The organism is Neogemmobacter tilapiae (assembly GCF_014652215.1).
Lineage (GTDB): Bacteria > Pseudomonadota > Alphaproteobacteria > Rhodobacterales > Rhodobacteraceae > Neogemmobacter > Neogemmobacter tilapiae.
Window position 1 is genome coordinate 1 of record NZ_BMYJ01000006.1, and the last position, 21,291, is coordinate 21,291.

Consider the following 21,291-nt stretch of genomic DNA (forward strand, 5'->3'; position numbering starts at 1 on the left):
CACAGTCCTCAAACGAGGATCAAAATGGACCCCCACCGCAATCTGAACACGGTTGCTACCTTATGTTCTGGTCTATCAGGTTAGCCCAACGGATGTCACACTCGTCGCCGTCTTTCACGCATCGCGCAATTTGGTCCAAGCGATGAAAGATCGCTTTGGCGAAAGCCGATAGCGCTTATCCCCAGAATTTCGCTTTCCTGACCGCCCAAACCGCGTTACTCTGCCACGCACGACCGGGAAAACCCGGCGCAAGGCAGAGCAGGCACAAGACAGGCGGTTTCCCATGACTGAGATGGTCTATGGCTCCATGCCCGCAAGGGTGGGCGAGCCACTGTTGTCACGTTGGTGGCGCACGGTCGACAAATGGACACTTTCCGCCGTCATCGCCCTTTCGGGAATCGGCCTTTTGCTGGGCCTTGCCGCCTCGGTCCCCTTGGCCAGCCGCAACGGCCTTGATCCCTTTTACTACGTCGAACGTCAGGCCTTTTTCGGCGGTCTGGCGCTGGTCACGATGCTGATCTGTTCCATGCTGCCCCCGCAAGCCATCCGCCGCTTGGGCATTCTTGGCTTCGCCGCGGCCTTTGTCGCACTCGCCATGCTGCCCATTGCGGGCACTGACTTTGGCAAGGGCGCCGTGCGCTGGTTTTCCTTTGGTTTCGCCTCGGTTCAGCCGTCCGAATTCCTGAAGCCCGGTTTCATCGTCTTGACCGCTTGGCTCATGGCCGCCAGCTTTGACATCAACGGGCCGCCGGGCAAGATGATCAGCTTTCTGATCACCCTGGTCATCGTCGGCTTTCTGGCCATGCAGCCCGATTTCGGCCAGTCGATGCTGGTCCTGTTCGGTTGGGGCGTTGTCTATTTCGTCGCCGGGGCACCCTTCCTGCTGATCATCGTGGTGGTGGGGCTGGTTGGTCTGGGTGGCATCTTTGCCTACTCCAATTCCGAACACTTTGCCCGCCGGATCGACGGCTTCCTGTCGCCCGATGTCGATCCACGCACGCAGATTGGCTATGCCACCAATGCCATCCAAGAAGGGGGGTTCTTCGGTGTGGGTGTGGGCGAAGGCCAAGTGAAATGGGCGCTGCCCGATGCCCATACCGATTTCATCATCGCCGTCGCAGCCGAAGAATATGGCCTGCTGATGGTGCTGGTCATCCTGTCGCTTTACGGGTTGATCGTCGTGCGGTCGCTGTTTCTGTTGCTGCGCGAACGCGATCCGTTTGTGCGCTTGGCGGGATCGGGCCTTGCCTGTATCTTTGCTGTGCAGGCGATGATCAACATGGGCGTTGCGGTGCGTCTGCTGCCTGCCAAGGGTATGACCTTGCCCTTTGTCAGCTATGGTGGCTCTTCGGTTATTGCGGCTGGCATCACTGTGGGAATGCTGCTCGCCCTGACGCGGCAAAGGCCGCAGGGCGAAATGGCGGATTACCTGAAAGGACGTGGGCGCTGATGGCCGAACCTTTGCTTCTGATCGCGGCGGGCGGCACCGGCGGGCATATGTTCCCGGCGCAGGCCTTGGCCGAGGCAATGGTCGCCCAAGGCTGGCGCGTAAAACTGTCCACCGATGCGCGGGGGGCGCGCTATGCCGGGGGCTTTCCCACGGCGGTGACCATCGAACAGGTGTCGTCGGCCAGCTTTGCCCAGGGCGGGTTGCTTTCGAAACTGCTCGTCCCCTTCCGCATCATGGGCGGGGTGATGGGGGCAGCCCTGTCCTTCTGGCGCGACAGGCCCGCCGTTGTGGTGGGCTTTGGCGGCTATCCGACCATTCCGGCACTCGGCGCGGCCACGCTGCTGCGCCTGCCGCGGATGATCCATGAACAGAACGGCGTGCTGGGCAAGGTCAACACCCGTTTTGCGGCCCGTGTGAACAAGGTCGCTTGCGGCACTTGGCCCACCGCCTTGCCGCAGGGGGTAACAGGCGAACATGTCGGCAATCCGGTGCGCGCCGCCGTTCTGGAACGCGCCGCTGCCCCCTATATCGCACCGGGCGATTACCCGATGGAAATCATGGTGATCGGCGGCTCGCAAGGCGCGCGCGTCCTGTCCGATGTCGTGCCCGGTGCCATTGCCGCCTTGCCGGATGCCATGAAGCGCTATGTCCGCGTGGCCCATCAGGCGCGTGAGGAAGACGTGGCCCGCGTGCGCGAAACCTATGACGCAGCTGGCGTCCGGGCCGAGGTGGAAACCTTCTTCACCGACATCCCCAAACGCTTTTCCGAGGCGCAGTTGGTGATCGCCCGCGCCGGGGCCTCGACCCTTGCCGAATTGACCGTCATTGGTCGCCCCTCGATTCTGATCCCCTATGCGGCAGCCACGGGCGACCATCAAACAGCGAATGCCAAAGGGCTGGTCGAAGGCGGTGCGGCCGTGATGCTGGCCGAGGGCGGGCTTGACTCCCAAACCCTTTCGGGGGCAATCGCGGGCGTTCTGTCCGATCCGAAACGGGCAAATGCAATGTCCTTGGCCGCTTTGGCCCTGGGGCGCAAGGATGCGACGGACCGGCTGGTGGGGCTGGTCCTGCAATTGGCAGGGAAAAGCGATGAACGCCGCGACCAAACTTCCGCTTGAACTGGGCCCGATCCATTTTGTCGGCATCGGCGGCATCGGCATGTCCGGTATAGCCGAGGTTCTGATGACCCACGGCTACCGCGTGCAGGGGTCGGATGCGAAAGCCTCCAAGATCACCGACCGTCTGGTGCAACTGGGCGCCACCTTCTTTGAAGGCCAGCGCGCCGAGAATATCGGGGATGCCGCCGTCGTCGTGATCTCCAGCGCCATCAAAAAGGGCAATCCTGAACTGGAAGAGGCCCGCCGCAAGAAACTGCCGGTCGTCCGCCGCGCCGAAATGCTGGCCGAACTGATGCGGATGCGGTCCAACATCGCCATCGCAGGCACCCACGGCAAAACCACCACCACCACGATGGTTGCCACCCTGCTGGATAAGGGCGGCCTCGACCCGACCGTGATCAACGGGGGGATCATCCACGCCTATGGCTCCAACGCCCGCGCCGGGGCAGGGGAGTGGATGGTGGTCGAGGCCGACGAATCCGACGGTTCCTTCAACCGCCTTCCCGCGACCATCGCCATCGTCACGAACATCGACCCCGAGCATATGGAACATTGGGGCACCATCGAAAACCTGCGCAAAGGTTTCCTCGATTTCGTGTCTAACATCCCCTTCTACGGCCTCGCCGTCTGCTGCACCGACCACCCCGAGGTGCAGGCGCTGGTGGGCCGTGTTGCCGACCGCCGCGTTGTGACCTTTGGCTTCAACGCGCAGGCCGATGTGCGGGCCGTCAACCTGACCTATGAAAATGGCGTCGCCCATTTCGATGTCGCCCTTCAGGGCGAAGGCGATGACAGCGTCATCAAAGACTGCACCCTGCCCATGCCCGGCGATCACAATGTATCGAACGCCTTGTCTGCCATCGCCGTCGCCCGCCACCTGGGCATGAAAAAGGATGAAATCCGTGAGGCTTTGGCCGGGTTCGCCGGCGTCAACCGCCGCTTTACCAAAGTGGCCGAAGTGAATGGCGTCACCATCATCGACGACTACGGCCACCATCCGGTGGAAATCGCCGCCGTCCTGCGGGCCGCGCGCCAAGCGACCAAGGGCCGCGTCATCGCCGTTCACCAACCCCACCGCTATTCCCGCCTGTCCAAACTGTTCGACGACTTCTGCACCTGCTTTAATGAGGCTGATGTCGTCGCCATCGCCGAGGTTTACGCCGCAGGCGAAGACCCCATTCCCGGTGCCAGCCGCGATGATCTGGTGGCGGGGCTCATTGCCCACGGCCACCGCCACGCCCGCGCCCTTTTGGACGAAGGCGATCTTGCCCGCCTTGTCCGCGAACAAGCCCGCCCCGGCGATATGGTCGTCTGTTTGGGCGCGGGTACCATCTCGGCCTGGGCCAACAACCTGCCCGCCAAACTCATGGGCCAAGCTGCATGAGCTGGCCCGTCATCGCCGCGATCGTCTGGGTTCTGGCCGCAGCGGTGACCGCCCTTCTGCCCTACAAACGTCAATTCCCGCCAGGGATCATATTGCTTTTCCTCGCGCCCTTGCTCATCGCTTGGCTGGCCTTGGAACACGGCCCCATTGTCGGTCTTGCCGCGCTTGCCGCCTTTGCCAGCATGTTCCGCAATCCTCTCATCTATTTCTGGCGCAAATGGCAGGGACTGCCCGCCCAACGCCATGAACAGCCCCCGCAAGAGCCGCAGCCATGACCGCGCCACTGATCCTGACCTGCCTCTGGTTCATTTCGGCCAATGTCATCGCCATGCTGCCCACCCGCGATCATCATTGGCGCGCGGCCTATATTCTGATCGGCGTCGGCATCCCGCTCTTGGGCTGGCTTACGTGGGAACAGGGCCCCATCCTTGGCCTTCTTGTGCTGGCAGCCGGGGCCAGCATCCTGCGTTGGCCTGTCATCTTTCTATGGCGCCGGATGCGGCGGTTGCTCGGCTGGGGGCCGTCCCATCATGGATGAAATGCCGCTGATCTATTTTGGGACGCTTATGGTCTCTATTGCGGCCATGGCTTTGGGCGCTTGGGCCACCGGCTGGAACAAAGGGCGTTGGGCCTTTTATGCCGCCATAGGCTTGATCCTCTTTGGGGCAGGGGCGTTTCTTCTTGGCTATGATCTGGCCAACCAAATCGGCCTCAGCTTCATGGCAGCGGCCTTTGTCTGTTTCTTCTTGGCCGGCGGCTTGCTTTTCGGTCTCGCATCCGCTTGGGCTGTCCGCCGCTTGCGCAGGCCCTAGCCCCGCGCTAGTCAGCCTTATGACCCAAGAACTTCCCTCTGTTCGCGGCACCCTCACGCCGCATCGCCCCTTGGCTGATCTCACCTGGCTGCGTGTCGGTGGCCCGGCGGACTGGCTGTTCCAACCCGCCGATTTGCAGGATCTTGCGGATTTCCTGGCCGCCTTGGACCCCGCCATCGCCGTCTTTCCAATGGGCGTTGGTTCAAACCTCATCATCCGCGATGGTGGCCTGCGCGCTGTCGTCATCCGTCTGGGCCGTGGCTTCAATGCCATCGAACCCCATGACACCACCCTCACCGCCGGGGCCGCCGCGCTGGATGCCCATGTCGCCCGCAAGGCCGCCGAGGCTGGGCTTGACCTCACCTTCCTGCGCACCATTCCCGGCAGCATCGGCGGCGCTGTCCGCATGAACGCCGGTTGCTATGGCAGCTACACCGCCGACCATCTGGAAAGCATCCAGATCGTCACCCGCCAAGGCCTGATCGAAACCCTGCCCGCATCGGCCCTAAACCTGCGCTACCGCCAATCCGACCTGCCCGAAGGTTCCGTCATCACCAGCGCAACCTTCCGCGCCGCCAAAGGCGATCCTGCCGCACTTGAGGCGAAAATGGCCGATCAACTGGCCAAACGCGACGCCAGCCAGCCCACCAAGGAACGCTCTGCTGGCTCCACCTTCCGCAATCCGGTGGGCTATTCTTCGACCGGCAAAGCCGACGACACCCATGATCTCAAGGCCTGGAAGGTTATCGACGACGCCGGAATGCGCGGCGCGCGGCGGGGCGGCGCGCAGATGTCGGAAATGCATTCCAACTTTCTGATCAACGCCGGCGGGGCCACGGCGGCCGATCTGGAAGGTCTGGGCGAAGAAGTGCGAAAAAAGGTGTTCCATTCCAGCGGGATCACGTTAGAATGGGAAATCATGCGCGTCGGTGAACCGGCGGCAGAAAATAAGTAACCGGACCAAAGAGTCCGGGGAATGAGGCGAAGATGGCGGGCGCATCGAGCAGGATGCCTCGTGTTGCGGTTCTGATGGGGGGGCTTTCCGCGGAGCGGGAGGTTTCTTTGTCAACAGGGCGTGAATGCGCCCGGGCGCTGCGTGAGGCGGGGTATGATCAGGTGATCGAGGTCGATTGTGGCCGCGATCTGCCCGCACGTCTGGCCGAAATCCAACCCGATGTCTGCTTCAACGCTCTGCATGGCCGCTGGGGCGAAGATGGCGTTGTGCAGGGACTGCTGGAATGGATGGGCATTCCCTACACGCATTCCGGCGTTCTGGCCTCGGCCTTGGCGCTGGACAAAGAGAAAACCAAAACCGCCTACCGCGCGGCGGGCCTTCCCGTCGTCGAAAGCCTCATCGCCACCCGCGAAGAGGTTGAGGCCGCCCATGTCATGCCCGCGCCCTATGTCGTCAAGCCGGTGAACGAAGGGTCGTCCGTCGGCATCTACATCGTCCGCGAAGGCAGCAATGCGCCCCGCCTGGCCACCTCCATGCCCGCGCAGGTCATGGTCGAAACCTATGTGCCGGGCCGTGAACTCACCGTCACCGTCATGGGCGACCGCGCCCTTTGCGTGACCGATATCCTCACAGATGGTTGGTATGATTATGACGCGAAATACGCCCCCGGCGGGTCGCGTCATGTGATCCCCGCTGAATTGCCCGCCGAAATCACCCAGGCCTGCATGGATTATGCCCTGAAGGCCCATCAGATTCTTGGCTGCCGGGGCATTTCCCGCACCGATTTTCGCTGGGACGAAACCCGCGGCCTTGCCGGCCTGATCCTGCTGGAAACCAACACCCAGCCCGGCATGACGCCTACCAGCCTTGCCCCCGAACAGGCGGCGCATATGGGCGTGCCCTTTCCCCAGCTTTGTGATTGGTTGGTAAAGGACGCGTCATGCGGTCGCTGAACCCTTTCCGCAAAGCCGCCCCCGAGCCGGGCCTGCGCCGTGACCCGGCCCCTTCGCGTTGGGCCTACCGGATGGAACGGCTGTGGCTGACCCCCTTGTTTCGCGCCCTGATGCGCGTGGGCCTGCCCGCTTTTGTCGTCACCCTTTCGGTTGGCCTTTACCTGAATGATGAAACCCGCCGTCAAGGCTTGGTTCAGGGCTGGGACAATCTGGTGAACAAGGTCGAACAGCGCCCCGAATTCATGGTCACGCTGATGGAAGTCGAAGGCGCGAATGCCGCCCTTGCCGATGCCGTCCGCGACATCGCCGCCCTTGACCTGCCGAAATCCAGTTTCGAAATCGACCTGCCCGCCACCCAAGCCCTGATCGAACAACTTGACGCCGTCGCCCATGCCGATCTGCGCATTCGCGGCGGCGGGGTTCTGCAAGTCACCGTCACCGAACGCGAACCCGCCATCATCTGGCGCCGCGACCCCGCCGAAGGGGAAACGGGCCTTGATCTGCTGGACAAAACCGGCCGCCGTGTCGCCATGATCCTGTCGCGCAAAGACCGCCCAGACCTGCCGCTGATCGCAGGGCAGGGCGCTGATGAGGTGGTGGCCGAAGCGATGGATCTGCTGGCCGCCGCCGAACCGCATCTGGGCACCCGCCTGCGCGGTCTGGTGCGCATGGGCGAACGCCGCTGGGATGTCGTCCTTGACCGCGACCAGCGCATCCTTTTGCCCGAACATGACCCGCTCGCCGCCCTGAACCAATTGATCGCCATGGATCAGCGCGAACGCCTGCTCGCCCGTGACATTTTAGCCGTGGATCTGCGTCTGGCCGTCCGCCCGACCATCCGCCTGACCCCCCGTGCCCTGGCCCAATTGCGGGGCGAACAGGGCCTTGTGACCGTGGAGAATGAATTATGACCGATCTCTACCAAACCCAACGCGCCATGCGTCACCTGCGCCGCGCCGCCATCCAACGCGGTGTCGTCGCCATTCTCGACGTCGGCTCCTCCAAGATCACCTGCCTTGTCCTGCGCTTTGACGGCCCCGACGCCCTGCGTGAGGCCGATGGCGTCGGATCCATGGCCGGTCAATCCGCTTTCCGCATCATCGGGGCCGCGACCACCCGCTCGCGCGGGGTGGCCTTTGGCGAAATCGCTGTCATGGGCGAAACCGAACGCGCCATCCGCACCGCCGTTCAGGCCGCGCAGAAAATGGCCAAGGTCCGCGTTGATCATGTCATCGCCTCTTTCTCGGGGGCGGAACCGCGCAGCTATGGCTTGGCCGGTGACATGGAACTCGCCGACCGCGTTGTGACCGAACAAGATGTCGCCCGCGTTCTCGCCGCCTGCGACATGCCCGACATCGGCGATGGCCGCGATGTGCTGCACGCCCAGCCCGTCAATTTTGCCATCGACCACCGCACCGGTCTGGGTGACCCCCGTGGCCAGATCGGCAACCGTCTGGCCTGCGACATGCACCTCTTGACCGTCGACAATTCCGCCGTCCAAAACCTTGTCCATTGCGTCAACCGCTGTGACCTTGAACTCGCCGGCATCGCCTCCTCGGCCTATGTCTCGGGCATTTCTTCGCTGGTCGAGGATGAACAGGAACTGGGTGCCGCCTGCGTCGATCTCGGTGGCGGCTCCTCGGGCATTTCCATCTTCATCAAACGCCACATGATCTATGCCGACTCGGTTCGCATGGGCGGCGATCACATCACATCGGATATTTCCAAAGGCCTCCACATCCCCTTGGCCCTTGCCGAAAAGATCAAGGTCAAACACGGCGGCGTTCAGGCCACCGGCATGGACGACCGTGAGATGATCGAGATCGAATCCGAAAGTGGCGACTGGGACAAGGACCGCCGCATGGTCAGCCGCACCGACCTGATCGGCATCATGCGCCCCCGGGTCGAGGAAATTCTGGAAGAGGTCCGCGCCCGGCTGGATGCCGCAGGCTTTGACCATCTGCCCAGCCAGCAGATCGTTCTGACCGGCGGCGGCAGCCAGATCCCCGGCTTGGACGGCCTCGCCACCCGCATCCTCGGCCAGCGCGTGCGCTTGGGCCGTCCCCTGCGCGTGCAGGGTCTGCCCCAGGCCGTCACCGGCCCCGCCTTTTCGGCGGCGGTGGGGCTTTGCCTCTTTGCAGCCCATCCCCAAGACGAATGGTGGGACTTTGAGACCCCCGCCGAACGCTATCCGGCCCGGTCGCTCAAACGCGCCTTCCGCTGGTTCAAGGACAACTGGTAAGCCCCGCATCTGGTAGATTGGGGCGAAATCCCGCTGAAATGGTCACAATCGGGGCCATATCTGGTGGAAAGATTGAATATTTTACGTGACCACAGGCGAAACTGTGGGTAAACTTGCGGATAACTCGGTGCAAATCAGATCAATCGCCTTCGGGACAGGGGGCAAAACGCACCAATTGCGGCAAAAGAACAAAAGGCAGGCGGAACAGTCATGACACTCAATCTGATGATGAATTCGACGCAGGAAGACCTGAAGCCGCGCATCACCGTCTTTGGTGTCGGCGGGGCAGGGGGCAACGCCGTCAACAACATGATCGAGAAAGAGCTGGAGGGGGTCGAATTCGTCGTCGCGAACACCGACGCGCAGGCCCTGCAATCCAGCCGCGCCGGGGCCCGCATCCAGATGGGTTTGAAAGTGACCGAAGGTCTGGGTGCTGGGGCCAAGCCCACCGTGGGGGCCGCCGCCGCCGAAGAAACCATCGAAGAAATCATCGACCATCTGGCCGGCGCGCATATGTGCTTTATCACCGCTGGCATGGGCGGCGGCACCGGCACCGGTGCGGCCCCGATCATTGCGCAAGCCGCGCGTGAACTGGGTGTTCTGACCGTCGGCGTCGTGACCAAGCCCTTCCAGTTCGAAGGCAACAAGCGGATGAAACAGGCCGAAGAGGGCATCGAAGCCCTGCAAAAGGTCGTTGATACGCTGATCATCATCCCGAACCAGAACCTCTTCCGTCTGGCCAACGAACGCACCACCTTTACCGAAGCCTTCGCCATGGCCGATGACGTTCTGTATCAAGGCGTCAAAGGTGTGACCGACCTCATGGTCCGCCCCGGCCTGATCAACCTCGACTTTGCCGATGTTCGCGCCGTGATGGACGAAATGGGCAAGGCCATGATGGGCACGGGCGAAGCCGCAGGCGACAACCGCGCCATCCAGGCCGCCGAAAAGGCCATCGCCAACCCGCTGCTGGACGAAATCAGCCTCAACGGCGCCAAGGGCGTGCTGATCAACATCACCGGTGGCTATGACCTGACCCTGTTCGAACTGGACGAAGCGGCCAATATCATCCGCGAAAAGGTCGATCCCGACGCCAACATCATCGTCGGCTCCACCCTCGACACCAGCATGGAAGGCGCGATCCGCGTTTCGGTCGTGGCCACCGGCATCGACGTCTCGGCCGCCAACCGCGCAGAAACCCCGGTCGGTCGTCGTGCGGCCCCCGTTTCGGCCCCGATCGCAGCCCCCGTGGCCGCCCCGGTCGCCGCAGCCCCGCTGCAATTGCAGGCCGAAGAACCGGCTACCAACCTGTTTGACGATCTGGATGAGGTTCCGGCCTTTGTCAGCCAGCATGATGCCGATGACGACATGATGGACGAAGACATGCCGCCGCCGGCTTACCGCGCCCAAGGCAATGCCGCCGTCGCCCCGCAGCCCGTGATGCAGCCGCGTGCGGCTGCCCCGGCGCTGGATGATGATCCGGCCGCCTTCATGGCACCGCGTCCGCGCACCACCGCCGGCCAACCCTCGCCCGAAACGCTGGCCCGCTTGCAGGCCGCTGTGAACAAGGCACCGGGGGCACAACGCGCCGCCGCAGCCCCCGCGCCGCAAGCGCAGGTCGCCCGTCCGGCCCAAGCCGCGCCCATGCCGCAAGCCGCCAAGCCCGGTGTGGATCGTGCCCGTTTCGGCATCGGCTCGCTTTTGAACCGTATGACCGGCAGCGCGGCTGAGGGGGGCGAGCGTATGGCCCCCGCACAGCGTATCCAGCCGCAAGTCACAGCCTTTGATGATGAACCCGACATGACCAGCGATCAGGAACGGATCGAAATTCCGGCCTTCCTGCGTCGTCAGGCCAACTGATCCTTCATCACAATTCACAAAGAAAAGCCCGGTCCGCCGGGCTTTTTTGTGCCCTGATATCATGGTGTTAACCTTGCATTGGCAAAAAGCCGCAGGCCTGTTTCAGCGCTGTTACAAGCGGTCACAAAGCGTGAGTTGTGAAAACAACCCCCGCGCCCTAGTTAAAATCCAACCGATTGCAGGCGCAGAATCTGGGCGTTTGCGGGATCCATGGATGACAAGGCAGGCAAAGCCCGTGCAAGGCACTCTGAAATCCGACGTGAAATTTGTGGGCGTAGGCCTGCACTCCGGCGCAGCGGTCCGTATGGTTGTCAAACCGGCGGCGGTGAATTCCGGCATCTGGTTCCGCCGCACCGACCTTCCCGCGCGTGAGGCGATGATCGCCGCCCGTTGGGATACGGTGCAACCCTCGCGCCTTTGCACCCTGATCGCCAATGAACAGGGTGCCACCGTCTCGACCATCGAACATGTCATGGCGGCGCTGGCCGGTTGCGCCATCCACAACGCCGTGATCGACATCGACGGGCCCGAGGTTCCGATCCTTGATGGTTCCGCCGTGCCCTTCGTCCGCGCCTTCATCGACGCGGGCATCGTCGCCCAATCCGAACCCGTCCGCGCCATTCGCGTGTTGATGCCGATTGAGGTGACGGAAGGTGAGGCTGTGGCCCGGCTTGAGCCTTCGGACATGCTGGAAATCGACTTCCAGATCAATTTCCCCGATGCCGCCATCGGCGATCAGGCGCTGCATCTGAACATGTCGAATGGCACCTTTGTCCGCGAACTGTCCGACAGCCGCACCTTCTGCCGCCAGTCCGATGTCGATGCCATGCGCGAACGTGGCCTCGCGTTGGGCGGCACGCTGGAAAATGCGGTGGTCGTCGAAGGTGACCGCGTTCTTTCCCCCGGCGGTCTGCGTCTGGCCGATGAACCCGTCCGCCACAAGATGCTCGATGCCTTGGGCGATCTGGCCTTGGCCGGTGCCCCCATTCTGGGCCGTTACACCGGCATTCGCGCCGGTCACGCCATGACCAACCGCCTGCTGCGCGCCCTCTTTGCGCGGCCCGAGGCTTGGGTTCTGGTCGAATGCGGCAATCAGACCGGCATGAAATTGCCGGGCGTGGGCGTCTTGCGCTCGGATATTCCGGTCTTCCGCTGAACGCTTGGCCCCTTGGGCCAGGCCCCGCACAGAAATCTGAACAGTCAATTCCGCGAAAGGCGTTTTGCGCCCCGGATTTTTCTGTGCTAGGAAGTGGCGAACACAGACGGCGGACCCCTGTTCGCCTTGAAAAGAGCGATAAATTTGCGGGCGGCAGGTCTTCACATGGCGGGCAAAAAGCGAACGGCGCGGATCTTGGGCGCGGTGACTTTGGCCCTGTTTCTGGCGGCCTGCGGTGGCGGCACACCCAAAGAACTGCCGCTGGAAAATTACACGCCCGAACAGATCTACAAACGTGGCGAGTATGAGCTTGAGGTCAGCAAAGACCCCGAAGGCGCCCTGCGCTATTTCACCGAGGTAGAGCGGCTTTACCCCTACACCGAATGGTCGAAACGCGCCCTGATCATGCAGGCCTTCACCTATCACGAGAATAAGGAATACGAAGACGCCCGTGCCGCGGCCCAGCGTTTCCTTGATTTCTACCCCGGTGACAAAGACGCGCCTTACGCGAAATTCCTGCTGGCCCTGTCCTACTATGACCAGATTGACGAGGTGGGCCGCGACCAAGGCCTGACCTTCCAGGCGCTCATCGCCCTGCGCGACGTGATCGAGGAATACCCCGAAAGCGACTACGCCAAATCGGCGATGCTGAAATTCGACATGGCCTTCGACCATCTGGCCGCCAAAGAAATGGAAATCGGCCGTTACTACCTCAAAGGCAAGCATTACACGGCGGCGATCAACCGTTTCCGCGTGGTGGTCGAAGATTTCCAGACGACGACCCACACCGCCGAGGCGCTGCACCGTCTGGTGGAAAGCTATCTCGCCCTCGGCCTGACGGATGAGGCGCAGACGGCTGGGGCCGTCTTGGGCTACAACTATCAGTCCAGCCCCTTCTACGATGACACCTTCCGCCTCTTGAAGGGCCAAGGCCTTGCGCCCGAGGCCAAGGGTGACAACTGGCTGAACACCGTCTATCGCCAGATGATCAAAGGCGAATGGCTGTAAGGGCGGATGGGTCATTGATCCATCCGACGGGGGCATTCCGTGCTGCGTCTGCTTGACATCCGCGACATGCTGATCATCGCCCGGCAGGAAATAGCCTTCCAGCCGGGGTTGAACGTGCTGACCGGCGAGACCGGCGCGGGCAAGTCGATCTTGTTGGATTCCTTGGGCTTTGTCTTGGGCTGGCGGGGTCGGACCGATCTGGTGCGCCAAGGCGCTGACCGGGGCGAGGTGACCGCCGTCTTTGAACTTGGCCCAGACCACGCCGCCCGCGCTGTGCTCGATGAGGCCGGGCTTGAGGCCGATGATGAACTCGTCCTGCGCCGCGTCGCTTGGCCTGATGGGCGGCGTCAGGCCTATGTCAACGACCGCCGCGCCGGGGTGGAACTCTTGCGCGAACTGGGCGAAACCCTTGTCGAACTCCACGGCCAGCACGATGACCGTGGCCTTCTGAACCCCCGCGGCCACCGCGCCTTGCTGGATGAATTCGCGGGCCTCGACCTTGCCCCCCTCCGCGCCGCCTGGACCGCTTGGGCCGCTGCCGGGCAAGCCGTAGAAACCGCCGAATCCGCCCTCGACGCCGCCCGCAAGGAAGAGGATTTCCTCCGCCATGCCGTCGCCGAACTGGACAAACTCCGCCCCGAACCGGGCGAAGAGGCCAAGCTCGACGCCCAACGCCGCCTCATGCAGGGGGCCGAACGCATCCGCGCCGACATCGCCCGCGCCCATCAGGCGCTTTCCGCCGAAGGGGCCGAAGGCCTGATGATCGACGCCCGCCGCTGGCTGGACGGGGCCGCCGCGCAGGCCGATGGCCGTCTCGACACGCCCTTGGCCGCCCTAGAACGCGCCATCACCGAATTGGGTGAGGCCGCCGATGGTGTCGAACGCTGCCTTGAAGCGCTGGATTTCGACCCCCGCGCGTTAGAGGCGACCGAAGAACGCCTTTTCGCCATCCGCGCCTTGGCCCGCAAACATGGCATCGCGCCCGACGATCTGGGCAACTTTGCCAACGACCTGCGGACCAAATTGGCCGCCGTCGATGACGGGGCCAAGGGTATCGACCGCCTGCGTCAGGCCGAAGCCGCCGCCCGCACCGCTTGGCAGGCCTTGGCCGATCAGGCCCGCGCCACCCGCAGCAAAGCCGCCGAAAGGCTGGACCACGCGATGGCTCAGGAACTCGCGCCCCTGAAAATGGAACGCGCCCTGTTCCAGACCGTGCTTTCCTCCGCCGAACCCGGCCCCGAAGGCCAGGATCAGATCACCTTCACCGTCGCCACCAACCCCGGTGCCCCCGCCGGGGCCTTGAACAAAATCGCCAGCGGTGGCGAACTGTCCCGCTTTCTGCTCGCCCTCAAGGTCTGCCTCACGCGCGGCAATGCGGGCCTGACTCTGATCTTTGATGAAATCGACCGGGGCGTCGGTGGCGCCACCGCCGATGCCGTCGGCCGCCGCTTGCAGGCCATCGCCGATGGCGCACAGGTTCTGGTCGTCACCCATTCCCCCCAAGTCGCCGCCCGTGGCGCGCATCACTGGCGCGTGGAAAAGCGGGTGGAAGGTGACATGACCCGCTCTGCCGTGGTCGGCCTTGGCGCAGACCAGCGCATCGAGGAAATCGCCCGCATGCTGGCCGGCGACCGGATTACGGAGGCGGCACGTCAGGCGGCACAGGCCCTGATCGAGGGGTAATTGCCCCCACCCCATCCCTCCCCACAAGGGGGAAGGGGCCGCGGTAGTCATAAGTCGTAAGTATCGTTCAGGGTTTCATCCCTCCCCCTGTGGGAGGGGATGGGGGAGGGGGCAACGGCACCAACACTCAAAACAAATCCAGCTGCCGCGCATCCGCCCCCGGCACCCGGAACAGATCGCAGCGCAAGGCCACCACGCCCCGCCCCAGACCCAACCTGGCCCGCGCCTTTTCCATCCGCTGCCGGTGCAGATCCGCCCAGATTCCCGTGCCCGTCATTCGCGTGCCAAAGGCCGGATCATAATCCTGCCCCCCATGCAAATCCCGTACCCGTGCCATCACCCGCGCCGCCCGGTCCGGAAACCGCGCCTCCACCCAATCGCGGAACAGGCCCGACACCTCCAGCGGCAGGCGCAGCATGATCGACGTGGCCGATCCTGCCCCCGCTGCCTTTGCCGCCTCTAGAATCGCTTCCAACTCATGATCCGTCAGCCCCGGCACCATGGGCGACACCTGCACCCGCACCGGAATCCCCGCCTCGGCCAGCCGCCGGATCACCGCCAAACGCCGCGCCGGGGCAGGGGCCCTCGGCTCCATCGCCCGCGCCAACCCCGCATCCAGCGTCGTCACCGAAACCGCCACGGCCGCCAGTCCCTTGGCGGCCATCGGGGCCAACAGATCAAGGTCACGCTCCACCAGCGTTCCCCGCGTTGTCACTGTCACCGGATGATCGCAGTCGTGCAGCACCTGCAAGATCGATCGCGTCACGCCATATTCCGCCTCAACCGGTTGATAGGGGTCGGTGTTCGTTCCCAGCGCAATCGGCGCGACCTGATAGGCCTTCGCCCGCAATTCCTTGCGCAGCACCCCATCGATTCCCGGCCGTGCCACCAGCCGCGTTTCAAAATCCAAACCCGCCGACATCCCCAGAAACGCATGGCTGGGCCGCGCATAGCAATAGACGCAACCATGTTCGCAACCCCGATAGGGGTTGATCGACCGGTCAAAGCCGAGGTCCGGCGATTTCACATAGTTGATCGCCGAACGCGGGCTTTCCACCCGCACCTCGGTGGCCACCAATCGTTCCTCATGCGGAATGTCCCAGCCATCATCGACGGCCAACCGTTCATGCCCTTCAAACCGCCCCTGTGCGTTCGACGCCACGCCCCGCGCCCGCAGGCGCTGCCCCGGCAAAAGTGTTTCGTCCTTGTCCTGCATTCCTGAATTATAGAACAATATAGGAACATTCGCCACAGAATTCCGCCTTGCGTGACGCTCAAGTCGGCTTTATCCCCATTCCTGTCGCAATCGGGCAGGTTCGCCGCGCCCTTTGCCCGCACAACGGCACAAGACCGCTTTCCAGGAGGCCCCAGATGGCTGACGACGACGAAATCATCCTGTCGGAATTAAGTGATGAAGAGCTTGTCCTGCAAATGCATGACGACCTTTACGATGGCCTCAAGGACGAGATCGAGGAAGGCGTCAACATCCTGATCGAACGCGGCTGGACGCCCTATGACGTTCTCACCAAAGCCTTGGTCGCCGGCATGACCATCGTCGGGGCTGACTTCCGCGATGGCATCCTGTTCGTGCCCGAAGTGTTGCTGGCCGCCAATGCGATGAAGGGCGGCATGGCCATCCTGAAACCGCTGCTGGTGGAAACCGGCGCGCCGCGCATGGGCAAGATGGTGATCGGCACCGTCAAGGGCGACATCCACGACATCGGCAAGAACCTTGTCTCGATGATGATGGAAGGGGCCGGGTTCGAGGTGCTGGATCTGGGCATCAACAACAGCGTCGAGAAATACCTTGAGGCTTTGGAGGCTGAAAAGCCCGATATCCTTGGCATGTCCGCCCTGCTGACGACGACGATGCCCTATATGAAAGTCGTGATCGACACGATGAAGGAAAAGGGCATGCGCGAAGATTACATCGTGCTGGTCGGCGGCGCGCCCCTGAACGAAGAGTTCGGCAAGGCCATCGGGGCCGACGCCTATTGCCGCGATGCGGCTGTGGCGGTGGAAACCGCGAAACAGTTCGTCGCGCGCAAACACAACCAGATGAACGCCTAAGCTTCTCTTGGGGGCTTAACGCCCCCAAGCCCTTGGCAAAAGCACCACAAGCGCCCATCTTGGGGGCAGAGGATCGCCATGCCCGTCACCACTTTCCTGACCCTTCTGATCAGCGTCCTTCTGGCCGCAGCCCTCACCGTTGCCCTCGCCTTCTGGGGCGGCGTGGCTTGGCCTTGGCTGGGAATTCTCACGCTGACCGCCGCCTTCGTCGTCCGGGGCCTTCATGCTTCCCGATGATCAAACCCTCACCGAAGCAGGCCTCGCGCCCCACGGCCAGGGCCGCATCCTCCTCATCGCCTGCGGGGCCCTCGCGCATGAGGTGATGGCGCTGATCCGCCTGAACCGCTGGCAGCATCTCGATGTCCAATGCCTGCCCGCCAAACTGCACCTTTACCCCGACAAGATCACTCAGGCCGTTGCCGATTGCGTGGCCGATCACCGCGCCGACTATGATGCCATCCATGTCCTCTATGCCGATTGCGGCACCGGCGGCCTCTTGCAAGCCAAATGCCAGGAACTCGGCGTCGACATGATCGCCGGCCCCCATTGCTATGCGTTTTTCGAAGGGAATGATCGCTTTGCGACCCTAGCCGAAGACGAATTCACCGCCTTCTACCTCACCGATTTCCTTGTCCGCCAATTCGATGCCTTTGTCTGGCGGCCTATGGGCCTCGACAAGCATCCCCAGCTTCGCGACATGTATTTCGGACACTACACCAAGCTGGTCTATCAGGCCCAAACCAACGACCCCCAGCTTGACGAAAAGGCGCGCCAGTCTGCGGCGCGCCTTGGTTTGGCTTATGAACGGCGTTTCACCGGATACGGGGAACTTGCCGATTTCATGCAAAAGGCGGCAAATTAGCCCAGATGGCTGGCCAGACGGTCGTGGAACAGGCCACGATCCACATCACGCTCCCGCGCTTCCAGATCATAGCGATCCACCGCCCCGTTCAGATAGGCAATCTCACGCGAACGGCGGCTGTTGCTGCGCAGGGCTTTGGCAAGGGCATTCAGGTAGTTCAACATTTTCGGACCTCTTTCGTCGGCGTTTCAGCCTCCCGTGCCCCGAATATGCGCCCTCACAACTCCCACGACAATGCCGCAGTGCGGCATTGTCGCTATGCGCTGACCGCATAGGTCAGCGCCCGATTTTGAGGCAAAAGCCTAGCGCCCCCGCCGTCTTTCGCGGCGCGGCGCGCCATCATCATCGCCCGTCCCGTCACTTGCCGACGAAAACCCGCCCAAAGCCGCCGAAATCACCTCCAGCGACGGACGCTCTCCCTTCGGTCGCGTCTCCAGCGCCTCGCGCATCGCCCGCAGATGGTGCGGCATCGTCCCGCAGCAGCCCCCGATGATCCGCACCCCCGCATCCCGCGCCAGCACGGCATATTCCCCCATCAATTCCGGCGTTCCGTCATAATGGATCACGCCTTCCTTGTATTTCGGAATCCCCGCATTCCCCTTTGCGATCACCGGCCGCTCTGACCCTTGCGCAAAGAACCCCAGCACCGTCCGCATCAGATCCGACGCCCCAACCCCGCAATTCGCCCCAAAGGCAATCGGCGGATTCGGCAGCTTTTCCACCAGCTCGGCCAGCATCTGCGAGGTCGTCCCCATCATCGTCCGACCCGCCGTGTCAAAACTCATCGTCCCGCACCAGGGCATCCCCGCCAGCGCGAAAGCCTCGGCGGCCGCCTTGAACTCTTCCGGCGCGCTGATGGTTTCCACCCACAGCACATCGACGCCACCCTCTTTCAGCGCCACGGCCTGTTCGTGGAACATCTCCACCGCAATCTCATGCGTCAGCGTCCCCATCGGCTGCATGATCTCGCCCGTCGGCCCCACCGAACCCGCCACGATCACCGGACGCCCTGCCTTGTCGGCCACTTCCCGACCCAGCTCGGCCGCCGCCCGGTTCAACTCGCCCACGCGATGCTGCGACTGATGCAGTTTCAGACGGCTGGCATTGCCGCCAAAGCTGTTCGTCAGAAACAGGTCCGACCCGGCATCCACCGCGCCCTTGTACAGCGCCAGAATATTTTCCGGCTTGTCCACGTTCCAGAATTCCGGCGGATCGCCCGCCCCCAGACCCATGTTGAACAGGTTGGTGCCCGTGGCCCCATCGGCCATGATCCAGTCGCGGGTGGAAAGCATTTTTGTCAGCGCGTCGGTCATGATGTCCTTCAATGGCAAAGGCAGGCAGGGCCCAAAGAGCCCGCCCGCAATCAGATGTCCCGTCCTGCCACGTTGGGGCCCCAAGTGCAAAGCCGGATTGCGCATGATCATCATGCGCGGCGTTTGAATTCAGCGATTCGCTAAAAACAAAGGGCCGCCCCGCAGGACGGCCCTTTGCCTGTCCTGTCAAGGGAATCAGACTTCGTTCATCAACTGGGCTTTCGCCTCGATCAGCAGTTCCGCCAGTTTCGCGCGGATCGCCTCGACACCCGCCTTGTCGCCCAGATCGGCGGCCAGCTTGCGTACGACATCCTCGGCCCCGGCTTCCTCGAAATCGGCCTGAACCACGCTCATCGCGTAATCCGTGGCCGCATCGCCCGATTTGCCCAACAGGCCCGCGGCCCAAAGCCCGGCCAGCTTGTTGCGCCGCGCCTCGGCCTTGAATTGCATTTCGGCGTCATGCGCGAATTTGTTTTCGAATGCGTTTTCGCGGTCGTCGAAGGTGGTCATGGGCTTTTCCCCTGCTAACACTTTCCCCCCATATGCCTATCGCGCGCGGTTTGGGCAAGGGTCATGGTCTGCTGTTCTTGCGACCACCCGCGCCTTGGCGTATAGGCCGCAGCAAGGGGCAGGCCCATCAGGGCAACGGCCTGCCCGTCCTTTCAGCCGGAGCGGGCATGGCACGTCGCAAGAAGGTCTACGAAGGCAAGGCGAAAATCCTGTATGAAGGGCCGGAACCCGGAACCCTGATCCAGTATTTCAAGGATGACGGCGGCCTTGTCGTGGCCAATGCGCAGCCCGCGCAGGGCCAGACCGAAGGCAAGGGCGTGTTGAACAACCGCCTGTCGGAATTCTTCATGTCGGGGCTGAACAGCATCGGCGTTCCCACGCATTTCATCCGCCGCCTGAACATGCGCGAACAACTGGTCCGCATGGCCGAAATCGTCCCGGTCGAGGTGGTCGTTCGCAACTTTGCAGCGGGCGAAATGTCGCGCCGTCTGGGCATCCCCGAAGGCACGCCTTTGCCGCGCCCGATCGTCGAATATTACTACAAGGATGACAAACTCGGCAGCCCGATGGTGTCCGAGGAACATGTCATCGCCTTTGGCTGGGCCAGCCAGCAGGATCTGGACGACATGATCGCCTTGGCTTTGCGGGTGAATGACTTCCTGTCAGGCGTCATGCTGGGCGTTGGCATCCGTCTGGCCGATTTCCGCATCGAGGTGGGCCGCATCTGGGAAGGCGACTATATGCGCCTGATCGTGGCGGATGAAATCAGCCCCGATTCCTGCCGCCTGTGGGATATGCGCGGCAACGAAGGGGCCGACGGCCAGGTCCGCGAACCGGGGCCCTTGCCCGATGTCTATACCGAACTGGCGCGGCGTCTGGGGGTTCTGCCCTCGAACGTGACCCATGCGCTGAAACCGACTCTGATCAACTGAAAGGCCGCACCGATGAAGGCGATTGTCCATGTGATGCTGAAGGACGGGGTTCTCGACCCGCAGGGCGAGGCGGTGCGTCACGCGCTGGGTTCCTTGGGCTTTGGCGGGGTGCAGGCCGTGCGGCAGGGCAAGGTGATCGAACTCGATCTCACCGCCACCGACAAAACGGCGGCCGAGGCCGAGGTGAAAGCCATGTGCGACAAGCTTTTGGCCAACACCGTGATCGAAAAATACACTGTCGAAATCGCCTGATCTGCCAAGGGGAACGCCATGAAAGCCGCCATCATCACCTTTCCGGGATCGAACTGCGACCGCGATCTGGCGCAGGCCTTTGAACGGGCAGGGGCCGATGTTGTCCGTGTCTGGCACAAAGACAGCGCGCTGCCCGCAGGCACCGATGTTGTGGGTGTGCCCGGCGGCTTTTCCTTTGGCGATTACCTGCGCTGCGGGGCCATTGCCGCGCAATCGCCGATCAGCACCGCCGTCCGCGCCCATGCCGCGCGTGGTGGCTATGTCTTGGGCATCTGCAACGGCTTTCAGGTTCTGACCGAAATGGGCCTGCTGCCGGGGGCTTTGATGCGCAATGCGGGCCTGAAATTCATGTGCAAGACGGTGGGTCTCAAGGTCGCCATGACCGACAGCGCCTATACCTCGGGCTATGTGCTGGGCCAGACCATTCAGGTGCCCATCGCCCACCATGACGGCAATTACACCGTCGATGCCGAAACCCTTGCCCTGATCGAAGGCGATGGCCGCGTCGCCTTCCGCTATGCCGAAAATCCCAATGGCTCCATGGGCGACATTGCCGGTGTTCTTTCGGAAAACCGCCGCGTGCTGGGCATGATGCCCCATCCCGAACGCGTTGTGGATCCGCTGAACGGCGGCACCGATGGCCAGCCGCTGTTTCAGGGCCTGATCGGCAATATGGCGCTGGCCTAAGGGCCTTTTGCTTGGCATTGCCGTGACCCCGGCCTAAATTCCGC

The 21,291-nt window shown here is 62.9% G+C and carries 24 protein-coding genes; 20 read left to right on the forward strand and 4 right to left on the reverse strand.

Going from position 1 to position 21,291, the window contains the following annotated elements:
• Positions 1-283: 283 nt before the first annotated feature.
• The 14 genes from IE095_RS10430 (at position 284) to recN (ending at position 14,621) form a co-directional block, all read left to right on the forward strand.
• Complete coding sequence (locus IE095_RS10430) at positions 284-1,450, forward strand: peptidoglycan glycosyltransferase FtsW (RefSeq protein ID WP_189411607.1); 1,167 nt, start codon at positions 284-286, stop codon at positions 1,448-1,450.
• Entirely contained in the window at positions 1,450-2,568 is a 1,119-nt protein-coding gene (locus IE095_RS10435; protein ID WP_189411608.1) for a UDP-N-acetylglucosamine--N-acetylmuramyl-(pentapeptide) pyrophosphoryl-undecaprenol N-acetylglucosamine transferase, read from the forward strand. Before IE095_RS10430 ends, IE095_RS10435 begins: the two co-directional genes overlap by 1 nt.
• Entirely contained in the window at positions 2,540-3,952 is a 1,413-nt protein-coding gene (murC, locus tag IE095_RS10440) for a UDP-N-acetylmuramate--L-alanine ligase (RefSeq protein ID WP_189411609.1), read from the forward strand. Before IE095_RS10435 ends, murC begins: the two co-directional genes overlap by 29 nt.
• Positions 3,949-4,227, forward strand: a complete 279-nt coding sequence (locus IE095_RS10445) for a DUF2484 family protein (RefSeq protein WP_189411610.1) — start codon at positions 3,949-3,951, stop codon at positions 4,225-4,227. The genes murC and IE095_RS10445 overlap by 4 nt, the downstream gene beginning before the upstream one ends.
• Complete coding sequence (locus IE095_RS10450) at positions 4,224-4,490, forward strand: DUF2484 family protein (RefSeq protein ID WP_189411611.1); 267 nt, start codon at positions 4,224-4,226, stop codon at positions 4,488-4,490. Before IE095_RS10445 ends, IE095_RS10450 begins: the two co-directional genes overlap by 4 nt.
• A 1-nt stretch (position 4,491) precedes the next feature.
• Positions 4,492-4,764 (forward strand): hypothetical protein, encoded by a 273-nt coding sequence (locus tag IE095_RS10455; RefSeq protein ID WP_189411612.1) that lies wholly within the window; start codon positions 4,492-4,494, stop codon positions 4,762-4,764.
• A 19-nt stretch (positions 4,765-4,783) separates the two neighbouring features.
• Entirely contained in the window at positions 4,784-5,719 is a 936-nt protein-coding gene (murB, locus tag IE095_RS10460; RefSeq protein ID WP_189411613.1) for a UDP-N-acetylmuramate dehydrogenase, read from the forward strand.
• Between the two features lie 32 nt (positions 5,720-5,751).
• Positions 5,752-6,672, forward strand: a complete 921-nt coding sequence (locus tag IE095_RS10465) for a D-alanine--D-alanine ligase (protein WP_189411614.1) — start codon at positions 5,752-5,754, stop codon at positions 6,670-6,672.
• The gene (locus tag IE095_RS10470; protein ID WP_189411615.1) at positions 6,660-7,583 is read left to right on the forward strand and encodes a cell division protein FtsQ/DivIB; all 924 of its coding nucleotides are present in this window, start codon (positions 6,660-6,662) and stop codon (positions 7,581-7,583) included. The genes IE095_RS10465 and IE095_RS10470 overlap by 13 nt, the downstream gene beginning before the upstream one ends.
• A complete protein-coding gene (gene ftsA / locus IE095_RS10475; RefSeq protein ID WP_189411616.1) occupies positions 7,580-8,914 on the forward strand; it encodes a cell division protein FtsA in 1,335 nt (444 codons plus the stop codon). Before IE095_RS10470 ends, ftsA begins: the two co-directional genes overlap by 4 nt.
• A gap of 210 nt (positions 8,915-9,124) precedes the next feature.
• Positions 9,125-10,774, forward strand: a complete 1,650-nt coding sequence (gene ftsZ / locus IE095_RS10480) for a cell division protein FtsZ (RefSeq protein ID WP_189411617.1) — start codon at positions 9,125-9,127, stop codon at positions 10,772-10,774.
• 235 nt (positions 10,775-11,009) lie between these two features.
• Positions 11,010-11,930, forward strand: coding sequence for a UDP-3-O-acyl-N-acetylglucosamine deacetylase (gene lpxC, locus IE095_RS10485; protein WP_189411867.1), 921 nt, complete (start codon positions 11,010-11,012; stop codon positions 11,928-11,930).
• A gap of 165 nt (positions 11,931-12,095) precedes the next feature.
• Positions 12,096-12,938 (forward strand): outer membrane protein assembly factor BamD, encoded by an 843-nt coding sequence (locus IE095_RS10490; protein WP_189411618.1) that lies wholly within the window; start codon positions 12,096-12,098, stop codon positions 12,936-12,938.
• A 39-nt stretch (positions 12,939-12,977) separates the two neighbouring features.
• Positions 12,978-14,621, forward strand: coding sequence for a DNA repair protein RecN (gene recN, locus IE095_RS10495; protein ID WP_189411619.1), 1,644 nt, complete (start codon positions 12,978-12,980; stop codon positions 14,619-14,621).
• 127 nt (positions 14,622-14,748) lie between these two features.
• On the opposite strand, the gene IE095_RS10500 is transcribed toward recN, so the two are convergent.
• Positions 14,749-15,837: a PA0069 family radical SAM protein gene (locus IE095_RS10500; protein ID WP_189411620.1), complete on the reverse strand. Its 1,089-nt coding sequence runs from the start codon at positions 15,835-15,837 to the stop codon at positions 14,749-14,751.
• Between the two features lie 155 nt (positions 15,838-15,992).
• Here IE095_RS10500 and IE095_RS10505 point away from each other — a divergent pair, with 155 nt between their 5' ends.
• The 3 genes from IE095_RS10505 (at position 15,993) to IE095_RS10515 (ending at position 17,553) form a co-directional block, all read left to right on the forward strand.
• Positions 15,993-16,691: a cobalamin B12-binding domain-containing protein gene (locus IE095_RS10505; protein WP_189411621.1), complete on the forward strand. Its 699-nt coding sequence runs from the start codon at positions 15,993-15,995 to the stop codon at positions 16,689-16,691.
• A gap of 78 nt (positions 16,692-16,769) precedes the next feature.
• Positions 16,770-16,928, forward strand: a complete 159-nt coding sequence (locus IE095_RS10510) for a hypothetical protein (protein WP_189411622.1) — start codon at positions 16,770-16,772, stop codon at positions 16,926-16,928.
• Entirely contained in the window at positions 16,915-17,553 is a 639-nt protein-coding gene (locus tag IE095_RS10515; protein WP_189411623.1) for a DUF1638 domain-containing protein, read from the forward strand. The genes IE095_RS10510 and IE095_RS10515 overlap by 14 nt, the downstream gene beginning before the upstream one ends.
• On the opposite strand, the gene IE095_RS10520 is transcribed toward IE095_RS10515, so the two are convergent.
• The 3 genes from IE095_RS10520 to IE095_RS10530 all read right to left on the reverse strand — a co-directional run bounded on the left by IE095_RS10520 (position 17,550) and on the right by IE095_RS10530 (position 19,376).
• The gene (locus tag IE095_RS10520; RefSeq protein WP_189411624.1) at positions 17,550-17,717 is read right to left on the reverse strand and encodes a DUF3563 family protein; all 168 of its coding nucleotides are present in this window, start codon (positions 17,715-17,717) and stop codon (positions 17,550-17,552) included. The two genes, IE095_RS10515 and IE095_RS10520, sit on opposite strands and share 4 nt — an antisense overlap.
• Positions 17,718-17,855: 138 nt before the next feature.
• A complete protein-coding gene (bmt, locus tag IE095_RS10525) occupies positions 17,856-18,866 on the reverse strand; it encodes a betaine--homocysteine S-methyltransferase (protein ID WP_189411625.1) in 1,011 nt (336 codons plus the stop codon).
• A 195-nt stretch (positions 18,867-19,061) separates the two neighbouring features.
• Positions 19,062-19,376, reverse strand: coding sequence for a DUF1476 domain-containing protein (locus IE095_RS10530; protein WP_189411626.1), 315 nt, complete (start codon positions 19,374-19,376; stop codon positions 19,062-19,064).
• 167 nt (positions 19,377-19,543) lie between these two features.
• Here IE095_RS10530 and IE095_RS10535 point away from each other — a divergent pair, with 167 nt between their 5' ends.
• The 3 genes from IE095_RS10535 to purQ are packed head-to-tail and all read left to right on the forward strand — an operon-like array spanning position 19,544 to position 21,247.
• Positions 19,544-20,308: a phosphoribosylaminoimidazolesuccinocarboxamide synthase gene (locus tag IE095_RS10535; RefSeq protein WP_189411627.1), complete on the forward strand. Its 765-nt coding sequence runs from the start codon at positions 19,544-19,546 to the stop codon at positions 20,306-20,308.
• Positions 20,309-20,320: 12 nt separating this feature from the next.
• Positions 20,321-20,560 (forward strand): phosphoribosylformylglycinamidine synthase subunit PurS, encoded by a 240-nt coding sequence (gene purS / locus IE095_RS10540; protein WP_189411628.1) that lies wholly within the window; start codon positions 20,321-20,323, stop codon positions 20,558-20,560.
• An 18-nt stretch (positions 20,561-20,578) separates the two neighbouring features.
• Positions 20,579-21,247 carry a phosphoribosylformylglycinamidine synthase subunit PurQ gene (gene purQ / locus IE095_RS10545; RefSeq protein WP_189411629.1) on the forward strand — a complete coding sequence of 223 codons (669 nt, stop codon included), beginning with the start codon at positions 20,579-20,581 and terminating at the stop codon, positions 21,245-21,247.
• Positions 21,248-21,291: the final 44 nt, after the last annotated feature.

Coding starts and splice junctions, on each gene's coding strand:
- IE095_RS10530 (WP_189411626.1), bottom strand. CDS start 19,376: ATGACCACCTTCGACGACCGCGAAAACGCATTCGAAAACAAATTCGCG.
- murB (WP_189411613.1), top strand. CDS start 4,784: ATGACCCAAGAACTTCCCTCTGTTCGCGGCACCCTCACGCCGCATCGC.
- IE095_RS10450 (WP_189411611.1), top strand. CDS start 4,224: ATGACCGCGCCACTGATCCTGACCTGCCTCTGGTTCATTTCGGCCAAT.
- purS (WP_189411628.1), top strand. CDS start 20,321: ATGAAGGCGATTGTCCATGTGATGCTGAAGGACGGGGTTCTCGACCCG.
- IE095_RS10445 (WP_189411610.1), top strand. CDS start 3,949: ATGAGCTGGCCCGTCATCGCCGCGATCGTCTGGGTTCTGGCCGCAGCG.
- ftsA (WP_189411616.1), top strand. CDS start 7,580: ATGACCGATCTCTACCAAACCCAACGCGCCATGCGTCACCTGCGCCGC.
- IE095_RS10435 (WP_189411608.1), top strand. CDS start 1,450: ATGGCCGAACCTTTGCTTCTGATCGCGGCGGGCGGCACCGGCGGGCAT.
- IE095_RS10520 (WP_189411624.1), bottom strand. CDS start 17,717: ATGTTGAACTACCTGAATGCCCTTGCCAAAGCCCTGCGCAGCAACAGC.
- IE095_RS10515 (WP_189411623.1), top strand. CDS start 16,915: ATGCTTCCCGATGATCAAACCCTCACCGAAGCAGGCCTCGCGCCCCAC.
- murC (WP_189411609.1), top strand. CDS start 2,540: ATGAACGCCGCGACCAAACTTCCGCTTGAACTGGGCCCGATCCATTTT.
- IE095_RS10535 (WP_189411627.1), top strand. CDS start 19,544: ATGGCACGTCGCAAGAAGGTCTACGAAGGCAAGGCGAAAATCCTGTAT.
- IE095_RS10465 (WP_189411614.1), top strand. CDS start 5,752: ATGGCGGGCGCATCGAGCAGGATGCCTCGTGTTGCGGTTCTGATGGGG.
- bmt (WP_189411625.1), bottom strand. CDS start 18,866: ATGACCGACGCGCTGACAAAAATGCTTTCCACCCGCGACTGGATCATG.
- purQ (WP_189411629.1), top strand. CDS start 20,579: ATGAAAGCCGCCATCATCACCTTTCCGGGATCGAACTGCGACCGCGAT.
- IE095_RS10430 (WP_189411607.1), top strand. CDS start 284: ATGACTGAGATGGTCTATGGCTCCATGCCCGCAAGGGTGGGCGAGCCA.
- IE095_RS10510 (WP_189411622.1), top strand. CDS start 16,770: ATGCCCGTCACCACTTTCCTGACCCTTCTGATCAGCGTCCTTCTGGCC.
- ftsZ (WP_189411617.1), top strand. CDS start 9,125: ATGACACTCAATCTGATGATGAATTCGACGCAGGAAGACCTGAAGCCG.
- IE095_RS10505 (WP_189411621.1), top strand. CDS start 15,993: ATGGCTGACGACGACGAAATCATCCTGTCGGAATTAAGTGATGAAGAG.
- IE095_RS10470 (WP_189411615.1), top strand. CDS start 6,660: ATGCGGTCGCTGAACCCTTTCCGCAAAGCCGCCCCCGAGCCGGGCCTG.
- IE095_RS10500 (WP_189411620.1), bottom strand. CDS start 15,837: ATGCAGGACAAGGACGAAACACTTTTGCCGGGGCAGCGCCTGCGGGCG.
- IE095_RS10455 (WP_189411612.1), top strand. CDS start 4,492: ATGCCGCTGATCTATTTTGGGACGCTTATGGTCTCTATTGCGGCCATG.
- IE095_RS10490 (WP_189411618.1), top strand. CDS start 12,096: ATGGCGGGCAAAAAGCGAACGGCGCGGATCTTGGGCGCGGTGACTTTG.